The sequence below is a fragment of the Pseudomonas bijieensis genome (assembly GCF_013347965.1).
Taxonomy (GTDB): domain Bacteria; phylum Pseudomonadota; class Gammaproteobacteria; order Pseudomonadales; family Pseudomonadaceae; genus Aquipseudomonas; species Aquipseudomonas bijieensis.
Genome location: NZ_CP048810.1, coordinates 1254499 through 1275764, shown reverse-complemented (window position 1 = coordinate 1275764; position 21266 = coordinate 1254499). Strand labels below are relative to the sequence as shown.

The window sequence follows — 21266 nt, the reverse complement described above, 5'->3', positions numbered from 1 at the left end:
CAAGGCCCAGCGCCTGGTGCTGCGTCAGTCCGCCGAAGGCGCGGTGCTAATGGTATGTCCCTCCACTCCGGGCTGGTCCATCAGTGAAGTGCGTCGCCAGTTTGGCGAGGTGCGGCTGGAGCGGGTGCGCGACGAGGAGCTCGACGGACTGCTCAACAGCGCCTACGCCGACACCGGCAGTGCCGCCGCCGTGGTGGGCGCGGCGGAAAACGAAGTCGATCTCGACCGGCTGATGCAGGACATCCCGGAAATCACCGACCTGCTGGACACCCAGGACGGCGCGCCAGTGATCCGCATGATCAACGCCTTGCTGACCCAGGCCGCACGGGACGAGGCCAGCGACATTCACATCGAACCCTACGAAAGCCATTCGGTGGTGCGCTATCGGGTCGACGGCACCCTGCGCGACGTGGTTTCGCCACGCAAGGCCCTGCACGGCGCGCTGGTGTCGCGGATCAAGATCATGGCCCAGCTCGACATCGCCGAAAAACGCCTGCCCCAGGACGGCCGCATTGCCTTGCGCGTGGCCGGACGTCCGATCGACATCCGGGTTTCGACGGTGCCCACCGGCCATGGCGAACGGGTGGTGATGCGCCTGCTGGACAAGCAGGCCGGGCGCCTGCAACTGGAAACCCTGGGCATGGACCCGGACGTGCTGGGCAAGCTCGACCACCTGATCCGCCAGCCCCACGGCATCGTGCTGGTCACCGGCCCCACCGGCAGTGGCAAGACCACCAGCCTCTACGCCGCCCTGGCCCGGCTGGACGCCAGCGTGCACAACATCCTCACCGTGGAAGACCCGGTGGAGTACGACCTGCCGGGTATCAGCCAGATCCAGGTCAACGCCAAGATCGACATGACTTTCGCCCTGGCCCTGCGCGCGATCCTGCGCCAGGACCCGGACATCATCATGATCGGTGAAATCCGCGACCTGGAGACCGCGCAAATCGCCGTGCAGGCGTCCCTCACCGGTCACTTGGTGCTGGCCACGCTGCACACTAACGATGCGGTGTCGGCCATCAACCGCCTGATCGACATGGGCGTCGAGCCGTTCCTGCTGGCCTCGTCGATGCTCGGCGTACTGGCCCAGCGCCTGGTCCGCAGGCTCTGCCCGCAGTGCAAACAGCCCGATCCGGCCACGCCTGGCACGTGGCGTCCGGTGGGCTGCCCGAGCTGCAACCAGACCGGCTACAGCGGGCGCACCGGCATCCACGAACTGTTCTGCATCGACGACGACATCCGCACGCTGATCCACCAGGGGGCAGGGGAGCAGGCCCTGCGCGCCGCCGCTCGCCAGGCCGGCATGTTCAGCATGCGCGAGGACGGTGAGCGCTGGGTGCGCAGCGGCGCCACCGCCCCTGAAGAAATCCTGCGCGTGACACGGGACGCCTGATGAATCGCTACCGTTTCGAGGCCGCCGACGCCCAGGGCAAGATCGAATCCGGACACTTGGAAGCCGACAGCCAGGGAGCCGCTTTCAACCTGTTACGCAGTCGCGGATTGACCGCGTTGCAGGTGCAGTTGGAGCGCAACACGACGCAGGCCAATGGCGGTGGACTATTCAGCGCCAAGCTATCGGACAACGACCTGGCCTGGGCCACCCGGCAACTGGCGAGCCTGCTGGGGGCGAGCCTGCCGTTGGAGGCGGCGTTGAGCGCCACGGTGGAGCAGGCCGAGCGCAAGCACATCGCCCAGACCCTCAGCGCAGTGCGCGCCGATGTGCGCAGCGGCATGCGTCTGGCCGAAGCCTTGGCTGCGCGGCCACGGGATTTTCCGGAAATCTACCGGGCGTTGATTGCCGCCGGAGAGGAGTCCGGCGACCTGGCCCAGGTCATGGAGCGATTGGCGGATTACATCGAGGAGCGCAACAACCTGCGGGGCAAGATCCTCACGGCGTTCATCTATCCGGGTGTAGTGGGGTTGGTGTCGATCGCCATTGTGATTTTCCTCCTCAGCTACGTCGTGCCGCAGGTGGTCAGCGCGTTTTCCCAGGCTCGGCAGGACCTGCCCGGATTGACCGTGGCGATGCTGACCGCCAGTGACTTCATCCGTGCCTGGGGCTGGCTGTGTTTCGGCATTTTGGCCGGTGGGTTCTGGGGTTGGCGGATGTATTTGCGCAACCCGCAGGCACGCTTGAGCTGGCACGCAAGGGTGTTGCGCCTGCCGCTGATCGGGCGTTTCGTGCTGGGCCTCAACACCGCGCGCTTTGCCTCGACCCTGGCGATTCTTGGCGGCGCCGGGGTGCCGTTGCTGCGGGCCCTGGAGGCGGCGCGCCAGACGCTGTCCAACGACCGCCTGAGCCTGAGTGTCAGCGATGCCACGGCCAAGGTCCGCGAAGGGGTCAACCTGGCCGCAGCGTTGCGGGTGGAAAAAGTCTTCCCGCCGGTGCTGATCCACCTGATCGCCAGTGGCGAGAAAACCGGCTGCCTGCCACCGATGCTCGAACGCGCCGCGCAAACCCTGTCCCGAGACATCGAACGCCGGGCCATGGGCATGACCGCGCTGCTGGAGCCGTTGATGATTGTGGTCATGGGCGGCGTGGTGCTGGTGATCGTCATGGCGGTGTTGTTGCCGATTATCGAGATCAACCAGTTGGTGCAATAGCCGCCGCGCAAAAACCGTGGCGAGGGAGCTTGCTCCCGCTGGGCTGCGCAGCAGCCCCAAAACCTGACACCTCGGTACATCAGGCGAAGCGCGTTCGACCTGTTTGGGGTCGCTTCGCAACCCAGCGGGAGCAAGCTCCCTCGCCACAAAAAGCAGCCAGTTATTTTGCAGGGATGCAACACCTCCCGAGCCTTCCCGTTGCCAAACTCGGGTTCCTCGTTCTGTCATCTTCCGCCGCCCGCCAACCGTCCGCCGCCACCTCCACGACCAGCCCTTGCCATCCCCTCGAAAAATCCGCCTGAACCCACGGTCCAGAGCCCTCGAACACCCGAGGAAAAAACCCGAAAAACAGCCCTCAGCTCCCGAGGTTTTTTCCTTTATCTGTCACCGGAAACTGCGAATTTCTAACCCATGGCCTCACCCCATCGCCATCGGCACAGGACCGAGCGCCATGACGGCAAGCACGCGTCACCCAACCTACGTACGAACACGATGAAAGGAGATTCTTCATGTTTAAGCGCAACGTTCTCGCGGTATCCCTGACCCTCGCCGGCCTCTGCGCCGCTCAGGCCGCCATGGCTGATGTCAATGGCGGTGGTGCTACCTTGCCTCAGCCGCTGTACCAGACTGCTGGTGTACTCACCACCGGTTTTGCCCCTTACATCGGTGTGGGCAGCGGTAACGGCAAACTGGCTTTCCTGAACAACGACTACACCAAGTTGGTGCCTGGCGACACCAGCGGCAAGAAAGTGCACTGGGCAGGCAGCGATTCGAAGCTCAGCCAGGCTGAATTGGATGGCTACGTTGCCAATCATGGTACTGCCTGGGGTCCGTTGATCCAGGTGCCTTCGGTCGCCACTTCGGTTGCCGTTCCTTTCAACAAGACCGGCACTGCTAACGTCAACTTGAGCGTTGATCAGTTGTGTGGCGTGTTCTCCGGCCGTCTGAACGACTGGAGCCAGATCACCGGTTCGGGCCGTACTGGCGCAATTACCGTGGTTTATCGTGCTGAGAGCAGCGGTACCACTGAGCTGTTCACTCGTTTCCTGAACGCCAAGTGCGCTGAACCTAACAACGCTAAGTTCGCAATCACCACCAACTTCGCGTCCAGTTTCAGCGGCGGGCTGCCCTCCGGTGCCGTTTCCGCCACTGGCAGCCAGGCTGTGATGACTGCTGTGAACGCTGCTCAGGGTCGTATCACCTACATGAGCCCGGACTACGCCGCCACCACCTTGGCCGGCTTGGACGACGCCACTAAGGTCGCCCGTGTTGCCGGTGTTTCCCCAGCCCCAGCTAACGTTTCGACTGCCATCGCTGCTGTTCCAGTACCAGCCGCCGCCAACCGCGCCAACCCGAACGCCTGGGTGCCGGTGTTCGCTGCAACCACCAACCCTAACGATCCGAGCGTCGTGGCTTACCCAACCACCGGCTATCCGATCCTGGGCTTCACCAACGTGATCTTCAGCCAGTGCTATGCCAACGCTGCCCAATCCACGCAGGTGCGTGACTTCTTCACCCGTCACTACAACGCCACTGCGGCCAGCAGCAACGATGCGGCTATCACCGCTAACCGCTTTGTACCACTGCCAGGTGCTTGGAAATCCGCCATCCGTGGCAGCTTCCTGACCACTTCCAGCGCGCAAAGCATCGGTAACACAAACGTCTGCAACGGTATCGGTCGTCCGCTGTAACACACCACGCCTGAGCGACACGCAATACCAATCAGCAACGGCGCAAGCCGTTGCTGATTTCCTCGTAGTTAATGGTGCTCGTTTCGCCCCTTTCAGCTGCGCTACAGCCCGAACGACTCGGATAGGGCGCAGCATTTCAAGACAGGAGTCTTGTCATGCCCAAGCATTTTTTCCGAACGGTTGCAGTGTTGTGCAGCGGCCTATGCGCGCCGTTGGCAATGGCGGATATCAATGGCGGTGGAACGACCTTGCCTCAGCCGCTTTACCAGACAGCCGGAGTGTTGACCGCTGGTTTCGCTCCCTACATCGGTGTGGGCAGCGGTGCGGGCAAGATCGCTTTTCTGAATAACGATTACAGCAAGTTCGTGGGTGGGATTACCACCAAGAACGTGCATTGGGTCGCCAGTGACTCAAAGCTCAGACCCGTCGAGTTGGACACTTATGCCTTCGCTCATGGCGCGGCCTGGGGTCCATTGATCCAGGTGCCTTCGGCTGCCACTTCAATCGCCATTCCGTTCAACAAGGCCGGCGCGGCAGGCATCGACTTGAGTGTCAACCAGTTGTGCGGTGTATTCTCCGGTCGTCTGATCGATTGGAGCCAGATCACCGGCTCTGGCCGTAAAGGTCCAATCACTGTGGTTTACCGTGCCGAGAGCAGCGGAACCACGGAGCTATTCACCCGCTTCCTGAACGCCAAGTGCGCGGAAACAGGCACCTTCTCCGTCACCACCAACTTTGCCTCCAGTTACAGCGGTGGGCCGCCGGCCGGTGCTCTATCGGCCGTTCATAGTGAAGGAGCCATGTATGCAGTGAGCGCGACTCAAGGTGCTATCACTTACATGAGCCCGGCGTATGCGGCATCGACCTTGGCTGGCCTGGATGACGCCACAAAAGTGGCCCGGGTTGCCGGTGTTTCTCCTGCGCCAGCGAATATTTCGGCAGCTATAGCCGCAATCGCTGTTCCTGCCACCGCTAATCGCTCGAATCCAAACGCCTGGGTGCCGGTATTCTCCGCGACTACCAGCCCAAATGACCCAAGCGTGGTGCCTTTCCCAATCACCGGCTACCCCATTCTTGGCTTCACCAACGTGATCTTTAGCCAGTGCTATGCCGACGTCGCCCAGAGCACACAGGTGCGTAACTTCTTTACCCGTCACTACAACGCTTTCCTTACCATCAATAACGACGCGGCTATCACCGCCAACCGTCTGGTGCCGTTACCAGCCGCCTGGAAAACCGCAATCCGCACCACTTTCCTGACGGCTGCCAACCCCTTAAGCATCGGTAACCCTAACGTATGCAATGGCATAGGTCGTCCGCTGTAAAACCATGCTGGGAGCAACTCAAAACATCGATCAGCAACGGCGCAAGTCGTTGCGATCTTTGCCTGACATCCGTACCGACACAGCCACATGAAATTTTCATGACAAGCGTTCGGTCCCGCCCCTCTGTAACCGCCTATCCCCTATAACCAACGCTGGCAGCTTGATGGCACTGCGTTGCGCCCCTTAGAGCGAACCCGAAAGGATGAGTAGGATGCTGCGCTGCAAACCCCAGACGAACCTGAATGCTCCACGTCGCGATGACCAGTTGTCGATGTTGCGGCTCAAACCGCTGGCCCAGGCCATTGCCCTGCTGATGGTGGCCGGCAATGCCCACGCGGCCACGGCGTTCAGTTCGGCCTGGTTTGCCGCCAAGGGGGCGTCCCAGGCCGGTGGCGCGGGGCGGCCCACGACGGCGCAGCCAGGCATGCCGCCGCCCCTGGCGCAGCAGCAACGGGCCAATGCGCAGTTGCAGCGGTCGTTGACCAATCTCAACAACACCGTGGCCGCCATCGCGGCCCAGCAGGCGGCCCAGGCCGCGGGACGCCAAGCGGCGTTCGGGCAGGTGCAGACCGTGCCGGACGGCTTGGGCGAGGGAGGGCTCAAGGTCGACAACAGCCTGACCCAGGGTTGGCACAACGCCAAGGGACCGCAGCAGACCCAGGCCGGCGGCAAGACCACGGTGACCATCGAGCAGACCGCCGACAAGGCGATTCTCAACTGGGAAACCTTCAACGTCGGGCGCAATACCACGGTGGATTTCCAGCAGCAATCGGACTGGGCCGTGCTCAACCGGGTCAACGACCCCCAGGCCCGGCCAAGCCAGATCCAGGGCCAGATCAAAGGCAACGGTACGGTGATGCTGGTCAACCGCAACGGCATCATTTTCAGCGGCAGCAGCCAGGTCAACGTGCGCAACCTGGCGGCGGTGGCGGCCAATGTCAGCGATGAGCAATTCAGCAAGCGTGGCTTGTACGTCGATGCCACCGGCAGCCAACCGACCTTCACCGACGCCGCCGGCAAGGTCGAAGTGCAGCAGGGCGCACTGATCGAAACCCATCGTGCCGCCACCTCCACGGCCGGGGGCGGCTATGCCTTGCTGCTGGGTAGCGAAGTGGAGAACGCCGGCTCCATCATCACCTCCAAGGGCCAGACCACCCTGGCGGCGGGTGACAGTTTTTATATCCGGCGCGGCCAGGGCACCAGCGGCAACCTGCGTTCTACTACCCGTGGCAACGAGGTCGCGACATCTCTCAAGCCCGGCAGCAGCGCCGGCACGGTGATCAACAGCGGCCTGATCCAGGCCAGCACCGGCGACATCACCCTCACCGGGCACCGGGTCGAGCAGAACGGCGTGGTTGTCGCCACCAGCTCAGTAGACACCCGTGGCACCGTGCATCTACTCAATGCCTTCAACGACAGCACCGGCAGCGTGACCCTGGGGCGGGGCAGCGCCACGGCGGTGCTGCTCGATACCACGGGCGGCAGCGCCCTGGACAGCCAGCGCAATGCCGGACCGGCCGGCCTGGATGGCACGCCGAACAACCTGATCACCGGTCAGTTCAACAACCTCAGCAGCGTGGTGGACCGCACCGATCAGTCGCGGGTCGAGATCGTCAGCGGCGGCAGCGTCGACTTCCAGAACGGCTCCATCACCCTGGCCACTGGCGGACAGGTCGCGGTCAGCGCCGCCGGTCGCAGCCTGGTGCGCGATGGCGCGGTGATCGATGTGTCCGGCGCCATCGGCGTCAAGGTAGCGATGGAGTCCAACTCCATCAAGGTCAACGTCCAGGGCAACGAGCAGCGCGACGCACCGGTGAACCGCGACGGCGGCAAACTGACCAACAACGATGTCTGGGTCGACGTGCGTGACTTGATCTACGTGCCGGCGGGCACCAACGGCTACGCCACTGACCGTTGGTACACGGCGGGTGGGTTGCTGGAGGTCGGCGGTTACCTGGGCACTCGGGGCCACAGTGTCGGCGAATGGGCGGCACAAGGCGGTACGCTGACCTTCACCGGCAACGACGTGGTGACCCAGCAGGCAGCGCAACTGAACCTGTCCGGTGGCACCTTGGATGTGCAGAGCGGCTACGTGCGCCAGTCCTGGCTCAAGGGCGCCGACGGGCGTTTGTATGAATTGTCCAAGGCGCCGGGGGACATGCTCTATACCGGCATCTACAAAGGCTACGAAGACCACAGCCAACGTTGGGGCCAGACCGATTACTACTACAACCCGCTGATCGCCCCGCGCGAGCGCTTCGAGGCCGGCTACACCGTTGGCCGCGATGCAGGCAAGCTGGTGGTGTCGACCCGCAACGCGGTGCTGGAAGGCCAGATTGTCGGCGAGGTCTATCAGGGCGAACGCCAGACCCAGGCGCCGAATCTCAACCTCGACGGCTACCAGCAATCACAAAACGCCGTGGCCCGCCGGGCGCAGTTGTGGGTGGGCAGCTACACGCCGATCTATGACAAGACCAGCGGCGTGATCAACAGTGGCTTGAACCCCACCTTCGATCAGGTCACCGTCGGCAAGGTCACCGAGAAGATTGCCGCAGGCCTGGACCTGACCTCGGCGGTCGGCAGCGACCGGCAAGGCAAGTTGGTGCTGGATAACGAACTGCTCAATGGCTTCCAGCTCGGCGCGGTCAAGGTGGCAGCGGCGCAAGGCATCAAAGTCGATGGCACGCTCAAGGTGGCCGATGGCGGGGATATCACGCTTTATGCGCCGCAGGTGGAAGTGAACGCCGACCTGACCGCCCGTGGTGGGCGTATTGCCTTGGGGAACGTGCTTAAACAGGTCAGAGCCGATAACTTCCAGATGGGAGACGTCGTGCTTTCGCCTGTCACCGGTCAGCGTGCTGTGGTCACGTTGGGCGAGGGCGTGACGTTGAACACCGCTGGCCGGTGGAGCAACCTGCTACTCGACGGCAACGATCGCCAGGGCCTGCCGTTCCTCAATGGCGGCACTGTATCCGTGCGCAGCAGCGGCGACATCGATGTGCGCCAGGGCAGCCTGATCGACGTCAGCTCCGGTGCTGCGGTCATGGCCGATGGCAAGACCCGCGGTGGCAAGGGCGGTGACCTGACCCTGACCGCCAGTACCGGTACATTCTCCGGTAACGGCGCCTTGAACCTTGACGGTGAACTGCGCGGCACCGGCGTGAATGGCGGCGGGACCTTGACGCTGGCGGCCAGTAAAGTGCTGATCGGCAACAGCGGCTCGCCGCTTGAACCGGGTACCCTGCAACTGGGCGGTGATTTCTTCGACAAGGGTTTCTCCGCCTATGACATTACCGGTAACCAAGGCCTGACCGTGGCCGACGGAACCCAGGTCGATGTGACGATGCCGGTGTACCGTTTTGGCGAGCAGGCGTTGAGCACCGGCAGCGATGCAGAACCGGTCGAGGCTTTGCAGCGCTGGACGCCGGAGCTGTATCAGGAAGATGCGATCAAAGGCGTCCTGACCCAGCGTCGCGGCGCGAGCCTGAGCCTCACTGCCGGTTCCGCGAACGCCAGCGCCGCCGACATGGCCAGCACGGTGTTGAACCTGGGCAAGGGCAGCGTGATCAGCGTCGATCCGGGGCAGGGCATCGACGTGCGCAGCATCGGTCAATTGACTGCCAACGGTACCCTTAATGCGTGGGGTGGGCGGGTCAGCCTCACCGGGTTGAGCGTTATTGGTGCGGACGGCGAAGGGGCCAATGCCCAGGGCCACGGTCGTTCCATTTGGCTCGGCGAACAGGCGCTGATCGACGTCTCCAGTCGCGCCGTGACCGCCCAGGATATGCGCGGCCAGACGTACGGCCTGGTGCGCGACGGCGGGCAGATTGTCATCGGCGGCCAGATCGATGCCGCGAAGGGTTCGGCTTCCGCATCCGAACTGTTTGTCGTGGTGCGCGAGGGTGCGCGTCTGCAAGCGGATGGAAGCCAGGCCGTGCTGGATATCGCCGGCCAGGGCCGCACGGCGGTGGCGAGCAATGGCGGCAGTATTTCCCTGGCATCGGCCAATGGTTTGTACCTGGATGGCGATTTCAGCGCTCGTTCGGGTGGGGCAGGGGCGGCGGGCGGCAAGTTGTCGGTGGCACTGGAAACACCTTACTACGTGAAAAATGCAGCCAGCGACCGAGTGATGAAAGTGCGTGAGCTGGTGCTGGGACAAACCGCGCCTGCGAGCTTGCTGGAAGGTAATGCCGAGACGGCGGCGGACTCGTTGGTCTACGGTTACGGGCGATTGGGCGTTGATCAGGTCCAGTCGGGTGGCTTCGACAGCCTGGCGCTGTTGAGCAACGGGCTGCTGAGCATCGAGGGTGACGTGTCGCTGTCCCTTGGCCAAAGCTTGAGCCTGTATGCCCGCAGTTTTGTAACGAGTGCAGACGCGCCAAATGCCCGGGCTCAACTCAATGCTTCCCATGTACTGCTGTCGGGCCCCGCGGCCAACCTTCTAAACAGGGACAACTATGTCCGGCCGGTGGTCGATGGCGGCGTATCGTTGCAAATGAACAAGGCCGTGTGTTCTGTCAACGCAGACCTGCTGGATGTGCAGGGTAACGTGACCTTCAGTAGCAAGGGGGCCGTGCGGCAGGCCGACGGCAGCACCGTCGAGTTGGAGCGCGCCGGTTTTGACCGGGTTCAGTTAAGCAGTCGGGGGGATGTGCGATTCCTGGCCGGGTTCTCGGGCGAAGGGTTGCCCGAAGGTTTCACCACTCAACTGGTGACGTCTGCGGACATGATCTTGCAGGCGGCCCAACTGTACCCAGCGACCGGTGTAGGCGCTCGTGTTTTGGCCGGGTATGGCTGGGGGCGCGATCCTGTTAGCAACATCCCCCTGTACGATCCGACGCGCAGCTTGGTGATCAGCCGTACCACCCAGGTCGTCCCCCAGGTACCTTATTCGGTGTTCGGTCGCTTGCAATTGGGCAGCGCGAAGATCGAACAAGGTGGGGTCGTACGTGCGCCGTTGGGGTTGCTTGAAGTCGGTACCAACAACAGCTTGGCGGGTGTGTCCGCCCGGGTGGACTTGCTGCCGGGCAGCTTGACGTCGGTCAGTGGCCAGGGTCTGGTCCTGCCTTATGGCGGCACGGTCGATGGCCAGAGTTATCAGTACGCTGGCAAGAAGGTTGTGTTGCTGGGGCAAGGCGCGGTGCCTTCCACCACTGGCGACCTTAACATCGGCGTGATTCTGGGCGGTAAGTCGGTGGCGGCCCAGGAAGGTTCGGTCCTTGACCTTTCGGGAGGCGGTGAACTGCTCGGCGCCGGTTTCATCTCTGGCCGTGGCGGTTCCACCGATGCGCGTTTCAACCCGTTGGTCCAGATTGGCGCCAACGGCGGCTTCACCCTGCCGGGACTGTCCACCAATCCGGTCTACGCCATCGTGCCAGGCAACCAGAGTGCTTATGCGCCCGTCGCCCCGGAAGGCGGTGCGGTGGATCCGCGGGTGGGCCAGCAGATCACCATCAGTGCCGGTGTTCCCGGGTTGGCGGCGGGTACCTATACCTTGATGCCTTCCACTTATGCTTTGCTGCCGGGGGCATTCCGAGTCGAGGTCAATGGCTTGGCGGGGCAAGGCTCCACAACGGGCGCGCAGCAGATGCGCAACGGCTCCTGGACCACCGCCGGGGTGCTGTCGGTCGCCAATACCGGGCAGCGTAACAGTTTGTCCAGCCAGGTCATCCTGACGTCGGGAGAGGTGCTGCGTCGTTACTCGCAATACAACGAAACCAGCTACGCACAATTCGCCATGGCCGACGCAGCACGCCTGGGCGTGCCTCGGGCGATGTTGCCGATAGACGCCAAGACCCTGAAGTTGAGTCTGTCCGCCGGGGCCGGAGACCAGGCGTTCTCCTTCAAGGGTATCGGTAAGTTCGCGCCCCAGAAAGGGGGCTACGGCGGTATCGTCGCAGTGGTTGGGAGCACCGGCAGCGCACTGGAGGTGGTTGCTGATGGACGAGGGGCCACGGCCGGTTTCGAGGGCGTGACCCTCAATGCCGAAAGCCTCAATGCGCTGAACGCTTCGCGTCAGGTGATCGGTGGGCTATTTTCGATTAGTTACGGCCAGAGCGGAAACTATGTCATCCCCCAGTTTGATATGTCGCGCAATGTGATTTTGCGGGAAGGGGCGACGCTGGCGGCGCCGGAGGTTTTCCTGCTTGCCAGTGGCGGTGAGGTGTTGGTGGAACAAGGCGCCGCCATCAATACCATTGGTCGTGGAGCAGCTGCTTACGATGCCCGTGATGGCTTTATTTATAGCTTGCTTAAAGACTTCAACATGCTGGCAGCCTCCAATGGCTTGCTCAATGTGTTGGCACCTCCGTCGGGTAGCAGCGGCTCTGTCAACATAGGCGGCTGTAGCCTGACGTCGTGCAGTGGCGTCACGCGGATTCACTCCGAAGGCAGCATTGTCGCCGCCACCGGCGGCGGTCTGCAGTTGAACGACCAAGTGCGCTACGGTACCCGCCACCTGACCCTGGCCCTGAGCAACATCAACGTCGGCACTGCCCAGGCACTCAGCGACGCGGCGACGCGCCAGGTCTTGCCGGCAGGTCTGACCCTGAGCCAGACCGTGCTCGATCGCCTGTTGCGCGGGGATATCCAATACGGTGCCCCGGCACTGGAAACCCTGGAACTGTCGGCCCGTGAGGCGCTGAATTTCTACGGCACCGTCAGTCTCGACACCTATGACCCGACAACAGGCAAGTCGCGCCTGAATAACCTGATGCTCAGCACTCCGGCCATTTATGGCGCTGGCAGTGCCAATGACGTGGCGACCATTCGCACCGCCAACCTGATCTGGAACGGCGCTGTCGGCGCGCCGGGGTCGGTGATTGCCGGTGGGGCCGGCACCGGCGCCGGTCGCCTGGACATCCAGGCCCAGCGGATCGAATTCGGCTATGGTGACTTTGCCCAGCCCAGCTCGGTCACCACCCTGAACCGCCTTGCCCTGGGATTCGCCAACGTCAACCTCAGCGCCAGCGAACGCCTGACGGCCAACCACAAAGGCAGCTTGGCGGTGTATCAAAGCCAGGGGGCCTATGACGCGAAAACAGGCTACGCCTACAACGGCGGCAACCTGAATATCCTCACCCCATTGCTGACTGGTGAAGCCGGCTCGGTCAACCGCATCACCGCGGGCGGCACGCTTAACGTGACGGGTGCGAGCGCTACGCCGAGCACCGTCTCCGGGCTTGGAGGCGAGTTGTCCCTCAAGGGGGCGAGCCTCAACCTGGCCAGTGCGGTGGTACTGCCCAGCGGCAAGCTGACCCTCAGCGCGACGGATGATCTGACCCTGGCCGATGAGGCGCTGATCGACGTGGCAGGCCGCACGGTCACCTTCAACGATGTGACACGCTACAGCGCCGGTGGCGAAGTGATCCTGCAAAGCCAGAACGGCAACATCCGCCAGGCGGATGGCTCAAGCATCGACCTTTCGGCCCGTAACAATCAGGCTGGCCGGCTCAGCGCCGTGGCCCTGGACGAGGCCGCCGGGATCGTTGATTTGCAGGGGCGGATTCTCGGCAGCAGCACGGGCGAATATGACGCCGGCGGCACCGCCATGCCGTACCTGGCCGGCGGAGTGGAGATCCAGGCCCAGCGCCTGGGCGGCAGCGGTAGCCTCAGTGAGCAGTTCGCGGCGTTGAACCAACGGCTGAACGACGGGCAGGTATTCGGTTCCCGTGGTTTTCAACTCAAGCAAGGCGACCTGGTGATCGGCAACGAACTCAAGGCCTCCACCCTCAGCGTGTCGCTGGACAATGGCAGCCTGCTGGTCAACGGCAAGGTCGACGCCAGCGGTGAGCGGGTCGGCAGTATTTATTTGGCCGCCCAAAATGCCCTGACTTTGGGCAGCGGCGCGGTGCTCGACGCCCATGGTCGACGCCTGCGGGTGGACAGCTACGGCAAGATCATCGAATCGCCGAACCGTGCCATTGTCGACTTGACCGCTCGGGAAGGCCTCCTGAGCTTGGGTAACGGCGCCCGCATCGACCTGCGTCACGGTACCGAGGTCGCGCTAGGCGGTGCGCCCGGCATGAATGACGGTCGTGCTCGCGGCACGTTGCAGCTCAGTGCACCACGATTGGGTGGCGTGTCGGGTGGCGACGTGGCAGTCGATGCCAGTGGCGCCCTGGATATTCAAGGTGCCCGCTCGATCTCGCTGGTTGCCATGTGGCAATACAGCGACGCGCCGCTGATTGACGTGCCGGCGGCCAGCGGCAAGCCTTATCAGGTCATCAATCAAGCGTGGCTGGATGATGTGCATGACGACAACGCTGTTTTTATCACTAACGCCCTCGACAACGATGATCTGTTGCAGCGCAAACTCGTCGGGTTGAACAACAGCCGCTATCGCGACGTGTTGCATCTGCGCCCCGGTGTGGAGGTGGTGAGTGCGACGGCCGACGGTGACCTGGTGGTCCAGGGTGACCTGGACCTGTCGCGCTATCGTTATGAGAGCCTCAATCCGCATAGTGTCCTGAGCGGAGTCTACGGCTCTGGCGAATCCGGCAGCCTGACACTGCGGGCCGGGGGTGACCTGAACATCTACGGCAGCATCACCGACGGGTTCGCCCAGCCGCCCGGCACCAACGACGACAAGGGCTGGGTGCTGTTGCCGGGCATTGATTTCGCGGCGGGCGATATTGTCGTGCCCGGTACCGGTGTGACCCTGGCGGATGACACGGCGTTTCCGGCCGGCTCCGTGCTCAACTTCGACGTGCCGCTCAAGGGCGCCACCCTGGCGGCGGGAACACGTCTGCCTGTAGCCGCGACGCTGGATCAGCCCTTGGTGCTGCCGGCGGGCACTGTGCTGGCGGCGGCGGTACATGACGCCTCGGGTAACCTGTTGTTCGCGGCCGGCACGTTATTGGCTTCGACTCAAACCCTTGAAGCGGGCACAGTATTGGGGGCGGGCAGTTTGCTGGGTAGCAGTGCAACCATTGGCAGCCTGATCTGGCCCAAAGGTGTTGCCTTGCCAGGCATTGCGGACGCGAGCAATGGCTTGACCAATGTCCTGCGGCTCAACGGTACCCTGGCGTTGAGTGTGGGGTCGAAAATCCCGTCGGGTACCGACATCAAGTTGCCGGCCGGAGTGGAGTCGGTGCAGTTGCGCCCGGAAGTGGCGGGGAGCAACTGGGCCATCGCGCCGATGCTGGCCGAAGGTTCGCAGTCTTGGTCACTGCGACTGGTGGCCGGTGCCGATACGCGGGCGGCGGACAGTCGGGTCGTGCAGCCTGTGTTGGCGGGTGGTGATCTTCATTTGGCCGATAGTCACTACGGCATGTTTGGCAAGGCCGGGGCTGGGGGGTTGGTGTGGACCGAAGAAGGGGCGGAAAACTTCGGAGACCCGAGCCTGGCAGGCAAATTCATTGATTTTGAGAACGTTGCTTACCCGGGAATGTGTGAAGACAGCCCGTCATTTTGCAAGGCCAGTAGCGGTTTTGTCTGGACGGAGGAGGGGGCGGAAAACTTCCTGGGGGATCCGAGTTACGCGGGTCAGCCGATTGATTTTGAGAACGTTGCCTATCCGGGAATGTGTGATGAAACGCCATCGTTCTGCAAAGCTGTAGGGCAAACAGAATATAAGCCTGGCAGCCAACGTTGGAGTGTCATCCGTACCGGCGCGGCAGACCTTGAGCTGCTGTCGGCAGGTGATCTGAAAATGGATTCGCTGTACGGCGTTTATACCGCCGGTAGTTCAGCCAGCGAGACTTATGCCAACGACCCGTACAATCAGCCCAAGGCGCTGGGGGCGGCGGGTAAGGTGCTCAATGATGCGCTGGGTGAAAACGAGCAGTTTGTGGATGGCGGTACCAACAGTCTTTATCGTGCCTGGTACCCGGACTTCGGCGGCAACCTGACTTTGAATGTCGGCGGTAGTCTGACCGGCAATACAATGGATGTGCTGACTGGCAGCGGTAACACACGACCTAATCCCGGTGACTTGGGGTATGACACAGCCAGTGTCGGAAATTGGCTGTGGCGCCAAGGCAATGGTTCAGTCTCCACCGGTACCCAGGCACAACCCGCTGCCTGGTGGATCAATTTCGGGAGCTATACCGCAGCACAGAATGGCAAGGCTGACTTGATGGTCGGATTTACGGGGTTTGGTACCTTGGGCGGCGGTAACCTGAATGTTCAGGTCGCGGGCGATGCCGGGGTGCTTGAAAAAATGGCAGGGAGTCTCCTCGACCCGCGCAGCAACAGCCGCAGCCAAGGATTGGTGTTTGCCGTGGGCAGCACTGGTCGCGTGGGCACAGATGGCAGCCTGCAATTGACCGGCGGTGGTGATCTCAATCTGCGTGTAAGTGGCGCCTTGAACCCCAATAGCGTGTTCGCGACCGGGCACCTCAATGGCGCGGTCATCAATTTGCGAGGACACGCCCAAATCGATAGTGGCGCCATTGGTCGTATCGACCTGCTCTACGGCAACAGGGCCCCTGTGCAATCTCCTGGAGAAACGCGGGCCTACGACTCCTTCAAGTCCACACGAGGATCTGCAACCGGTGGACTGACCCTCATGCCAGGTGATGCTACCTTCGATCTGCGTACGTTGGGCGACCTGGTCGTGATGGACGTTGCCGACCCGGGCCGGGCGCCGATGATGAGCGTCTCACCCTTCAAAAGTGGTGCGACGAACGGATCGGGTACGAGTTGGTTTACTTTGTGGACCGCCAATACGGCGATTGATTTGTGGTCATCCGGAGGCAATCTGACCCCTTTGGTGTCAGAAATCGAGACGGACCTGGCGGTGGTTTATCCGTCGATCCTGCGAGCTGTAGCAGCCAGCGGCAGTCTTTATTATGGCGAGGCCATGCGTCTGGACAGGGGGAACTATGACGGCAGCAATCGCCCTGCGTTGTTGCTCGCACCCGGCATCAATAGTGAACTGCAGTTCCTCGCCGGCGATTCCATCTATGGCGGCGACCTGACGGTCAGTCGCTCCGGCGCCTCGTCTACAGCCATGGCCACACCGCTGCGACCAGCCTTTATGGGACGCGTCAATGGCAGCGTGGTGGTCAGCAATCTCTCCGCCGATGCTAATCGTGTTCCTCCAGACGCAAGTACGTTGCCCTTGTTTGCCTTTGACAGCAGCAGCGCCTCCAGCGAATGGGCCCTCAACTCCGATCCAGCTCGTTTCTACGCGATCAAGGGCGACTTGCTGGCCGTCAATAGCGGGCGGGCGATGACGTTTACCACCACGAACGACAGCCGACTCGGACAGACTTATTACGAAGGCACAGGCTCTGTGCGAATGATGGCCGGACGAGACATCGTCAGCAGCGGTACACCGCTGAGTGGTGGTAAAGGAGGTCTTCCCGACGTAGGGGCCTACACCAGCACCGGCAACCTCTTCATCCACAACAACGCCACCGACATCTCCATCGTCTCCGCCGGGCGCGACATCCTCTACAGCAACTTCAACGTCGCCGGCCCCGGCCTGCTGGAGATCACTGCCGGGCGCAATATCCTGATGGACGACAAAGTCAGCATCACCAGTATCGGCGCGGTGGTGCCAGGGGATTCGCGCTCGGGCGCGAGCCTGGTGCTGCAAGCCGGCGCGGGCCTCAACGGCGCGGATTACCAGCGCTTCGTCAAGGCTTACCTGGACCCGGCCAACCAGGCCTTGGCCGGTGTGCCCCTGGCGAACCAGGACGGCAAGGTCGCCAAGACCTACGAGGCCGAGTTGGTGGACTGGCTAGAGAAACGCTTCGGCTTCAGCGGTGACACCGAGCAGGCCCGCAGCTTCTTCGCGGCGTTGCCGGCCGAGCAGCAGCGGGTGTTTGCCCGCGATGTGTACTTTGCCGAACTCAAGGCCGCTGGCCGTGAGTACAACGAAGCCGGCGGTGTGCGCCAGGGCAGCTACTTGCGCGGGCGGGAGGCCATCGACTTGTTGTTCCCGAGCAAGGATGTGGCGGGTAACGCGATTACCTATAAAGGCGATATCACGATGTTCGGCGGAGCGGGTGTGCATACCGATTTCGGTGGCAGTATCCAGATGCTCACCCCGGGTGGCGGGCAAACCTTCGGCATCGAGGGCAACGCGCCGCCGTCCACCGCCGGGGTCATCACCCAGGGCGAGGGCGATATCCAGTTGTATGCGCATGACAGCATCCTGCTGGGGCAGAGCCGGATCATGACCACCTTCGGCGGTTCGATCCTCGGCTGGTCGGCCCAGGGCGACATCAACGCCGGCCGTGGTTCGAAGACCACCGTGGTGTACACGCCGCCCAAGCGCTTGTACGACACCTGGGGCAACGTGACCCTGTCGCCATCGGTGCCGAGTACCGGCGCGGGTATCGCCACCCTCAACCCGATTGCCGAAGTGGCACCGGGGGATATAGACCTGATCGCGCCGTTGGGCACCATCGACGCGGGCGAGGCGGGGATTCGGGTGTCGGGCAACGTCAACATTGCGGCGTTGACCGTGGTGAACGCGGCGAACATTCAGACCCAGGGCAAATCCACCGGCGTGCCGCTGGCGGCCTCGGTGAACACCGGGGCCATTACCTCGGCCAGTTCAGCGGCGTCTTCGGCGACGCAGGCGGCTGAAGACGTGGCCCGCCAGCAGCAGAACGCGGCGCGGCAGAACCAGGCGTCGGTGTTCACCGTGCAGGTGGTGAGTTTCGGCTCCGAGCAACTGGCCCCGTCCCGCGACGGCGCCAGCCGCGAGGCGCCTCGGGCCTACGACCCGGCCAGCCCGGTACAGGTATTGGGCGCAGGGCCGTTGGACGAGCAGAACCGCCAGCGGTTGACGGAGGAGGAGCGGGGGCGGTTGAGCTTGTAAGGGGATTTGAGCTTGCAGCGAGGGTGGCTGTGCCGGCGTCATCGCGAGCAGGCTCGCTCCCACGGGGTACTTGAGGTGTTCATGAGTTTTGCATGCACCACAAGGTCCATTGTGGGAGCGGGCTTGCTCGCGAAGACGTTGGCACAGCCAACCTATATGCCAGCAGGTCCATTGCCTTCGCGAGCAAGCCCGCTCCCACAGGGTCATTGGGTGACCTCAGGTTTTGGGTCCGATACAGGCCCATTGTGGGAGCGAGCCTGCTCGCGATAGCGGTGGGGAGGTGAGTTACAGCCACCGCGGCGTGGTGAAGAACAAGGCCATTTCCGAGCGGGCCAGTGCCGCGCCGAAGTAGGGGCCCTGGACATGGTCGCAGGCTACGTTGCGCAGTTGGCTGAATTGCCGGGCGTTTTCGATGCCTTCGGCGGTGACCATGAGCCCTACGCTGCGGCTCAACCGGATCATCGCCAGGACGCCTTCCTTGTCGTCCTCCAGGCCCAGCTGCGACAGGATGTTGCGATCGAAACGGATGCCATCGAACGGCTGGTCCAGTACCTCGCGAAGGGAGGCGATGCTGGTGCCGAATTTGTCGATGTTGATCCGCACGCCGAGGTCCTTGAGCGCATGGAGGGTGCTGGCGACGGTCTTGTGGTCGGCCAGCAGGACCCCTTCGGCCACTTCCAGGGTCAGCCGGTGAGGCTCCAGGCCACTCGCTTCGAGGGCCTCTTGCACCTGGTTGAGCAGGAAGCTGCTGTTGAACCAGCGGGGTGAAACCGCGATGGAGACATTGACGGCGCTCGGCCAGGTGGCGGCCTCTTCACAGACGTTGATCAACATCCAGGTGCCCAGTTCTTCGAGCTGGCCCGAGGTTTCGGCCACCGGTATGAAGTCGGCCCCACCCAGTTCACCTTTCTCGGGATGGTGCCAGAAGGTCTGGGCTTCGAAACCGTGCAGTTGCTCGGCGCTCACGTCGAAGCGCGGCAAGTAGCGCAGTTCCAGTTGGTCCCGTTGCATGGCATCGCGCAGTTGCTGTTCGTACCGCCGGCGGTCGCGGGCCAGGTTGCCCATCGCTTCAACATACACGCGCCAGGTATTGCGGCCGGCTGCCTTGGCCGCATACAAGGCGATATCGGCGCGGCGCAACAGTTCATCGGCACGTTCGTCACCGGGCTGTGACCAGGCGACACCGATGCTCACTCCCAGGTACAGCGTATTGCCGTCCAGGTGCATGGGCCGTTGCATGCAATCGATCAGTCGTTCACAGAGTTGATCGAGAGCGTCGGCATCGCCCGGATCGGGCATGATAATGACAAATTCATCACCGCCCAGGCGCGCTACCAGATCAGTGCCGCGCACGTTTTGCTGGAGGATATGCGCCACTTCCTTGAGCACTTTATCGCCCACGGCATGACCCAGGGAGTCGTTGACCGGCTTGAATCGGTCCATGTCCAGGTTCAGCAGCGCCAGGGGCGGGTGATCGGGGTGGCCCAGGTGTTCGCGCAGGCAATCGAACAGACGGTTTCGGTTCGCCAGCCCGGTCAGTGGATCATGCAGGGAAAGATGCTTGATCTGGGCCAGCGCCCGCAACTCATCGGTGATGTCGGTGGCGGTGCCGCGAAAGCCCAGGGTGCCGGCTTCGATGGCCCGTACCGAGAGTTTGCAGGTGCGGACGCGCTGGTTGCGCGCGATGTACTCGCACAGCAGCGGCGCCGAAGAGAGGCTGTTGGCACCGCCGAGCAGCCATTGGGCAATCGAGATCGAGCCGCCATGGGGGTGGAGCAGCCGGTGCAGCGGTTTGCCCAGCCATTCCGTGGGGCTGAACCCGGTCACTTGTTCAAAACGTTCCGACAGGTAAGTCAGCGTTCCGGTCGAATCGACTTCCCATAACCAGTCAGAGGACACTTCGGCAATGTCGCGGAAACGCTCTTCACTGCGTTCCAATGCCTTGCGGTGGGCCAGCAGGCTGGCGTACTGGCGCTCCTGGGCGCGGAGCATGGCCAGGGCATGGCGTAGAACGGCCAGCGCCAGAATCCCCAGCACCAATAACGCCAGGGCCAGCAAGGGCAAGAGGATCTTGCGCAAATCCTGGCCCGGGGTTTGCGGTCGCCAGGCCAGGGCTTCCAGGGTCAGGTTGTCGAGCAGCAGTTGGGCGGTATCGGCCGGGCCCGGGGTCCTGGCGATATGGGCATCGGGCAGGGCGAAGTCCCGAGCCAGGATTTCCAGGGCGCCGGGGTCCAAAACCTTGACGAAGAGCATCAGGCTGGGCGGGCCGGGAATTTGCGCCACGCTGTTGTCCGTGCCGGTGGTGATGGCGGACACGGCGACGAACGCCGGGGCGTCCTGGTGGTGCAGCATCTCGACGACCACTTCGTCGTGATTTTCCGCAGTGCTGGCTTTGTTCCACAGGGCGCGCAGGTCGCCGGTCAGCCAGGTGTCGGCATCGACATCGCTCATCTGGCCATCGATCACCGAATAGACGGTCTTGCCGGTCGGAGAAATGACAAACACCGCCTGGTAACCGTAGAGCGAATACACGCTGCTACCGACGTTTTCCTGGTCATAGGCCCATTCCTTGTCGACCTCGACATGCAGGTGCCGGTAGGCGTCGCTCCACTTGGAATAGTCGCTCAGGTCCCGGCCGATGCCGGTGCGGATCCCGTCGATGGCCCGCTGGGCGAAAAACAGGCTCTGTTCACGGGCGCGCCGGTCCTGGGCGCCGGTGATGTTGAGCAGCACGGCGATCGCCAGTGCAGACATGACAAACAGCAGGAGCATGATGGCCGGGAACGTGCGACGGGTGAAGCTTCGGGTTGGCGAGCCCGGGGAAAGGACAGTCGAGTCATTGCCAGTATTTTCAATCATAAAGATAAG

The 21266-nt window shown here is 62.8% G+C and carries 6 protein-coding genes; 5 read left to right on the top strand and 1 reads right to left on the bottom strand.

Features of this window, described 5'->3' with window-relative positions; all coding sequences use genetic code 11:
• Positions 1-13: 13 nt before the first annotated feature.
• The 5 genes from gspE to GN234_RS05255 all read left to right on the top strand — a co-directional run bounded on the left by gspE (position 14) and on the right by GN234_RS05255 (position 18398).
• Positions 14-1393, top strand: a complete 1380-nt coding sequence (gene gspE, locus GN234_RS05275; RefSeq protein ID WP_176689556.1) for a type II secretion system ATPase GspE — start codon at positions 14-16, stop codon at positions 1391-1393.
• Positions 1393-2604 (top strand): type II secretion system inner membrane protein GspF, encoded by a 1212-nt coding sequence (gene gspF / locus GN234_RS05270; RefSeq protein WP_109756207.1) that lies wholly within the window; start codon positions 1393-1395, stop codon positions 2602-2604. The genes gspE and gspF overlap by 1 nt, the downstream gene beginning before the upstream one ends.
• Positions 2605-3113: 509 nt before the next feature.
• Positions 3114-4295, top strand: a complete 1182-nt coding sequence (locus tag GN234_RS05265; protein WP_109756206.1) for a substrate-binding domain-containing protein — start codon at positions 3114-3116, stop codon at positions 4293-4295.
• Between the two features lie 155 nt (positions 4296-4450).
• Positions 4451-5620, top strand: coding sequence for a substrate-binding domain-containing protein (locus tag GN234_RS05260; protein ID WP_176688017.1), 1170 nt, complete (start codon positions 4451-4453; stop codon positions 5618-5620).
• Between the two features lie 211 nt (positions 5621-5831).
• Entirely contained in the window at positions 5832-18398 is a 12567-nt protein-coding gene (locus tag GN234_RS05255; protein ID WP_176688016.1) for a filamentous hemagglutinin family protein, read from the top strand.
• Between the two features lie 285 nt (positions 18399-18683).
• Here the strand turns inward: GN234_RS05255 and GN234_RS05250 are convergent, their stop codons facing one another.
• Positions 18684-21257 carry a bifunctional diguanylate cyclase/phosphodiesterase gene (locus tag GN234_RS05250; protein WP_163853943.1) on the bottom strand — a complete coding sequence of 858 codons (2574 nt, stop codon included), beginning with the start codon at positions 21255-21257 and terminating at the stop codon, positions 18684-18686.
• Between the last annotated feature and the right edge of the window lie 9 nt (positions 21258-21266).

Excerpts from the sequence above, each read along its gene's own strand:
- gspF (WP_109756207.1), top strand. The coding sequence starts at position 1,393 with ATGAATCGCTACCGTTTCGAGGCCGCCGACGCCCAGGGCAAGATCGAA.
- GN234_RS05260 (WP_176688017.1), top strand. The coding sequence starts at position 4,451 with ATGCCCAAGCATTTTTTCCGAACGGTTGCAGTGTTGTGCAGCGGCCTA.
- GN234_RS05265 (WP_109756206.1), top strand. The coding sequence starts at position 3,114 with ATGTTTAAGCGCAACGTTCTCGCGGTATCCCTGACCCTCGCCGGCCTC.
- GN234_RS05250 (WP_163853943.1), bottom strand. The coding sequence starts at position 21,257 with ATGATTGAAAATACTGGCAATGACTCGACTGTCCTTTCCCCGGGCTCG.
- GN234_RS05255 (WP_176688016.1), top strand. The coding sequence starts at position 5,832 with ATGCTGCGCTGCAAACCCCAGACGAACCTGAATGCTCCACGTCGCGAT.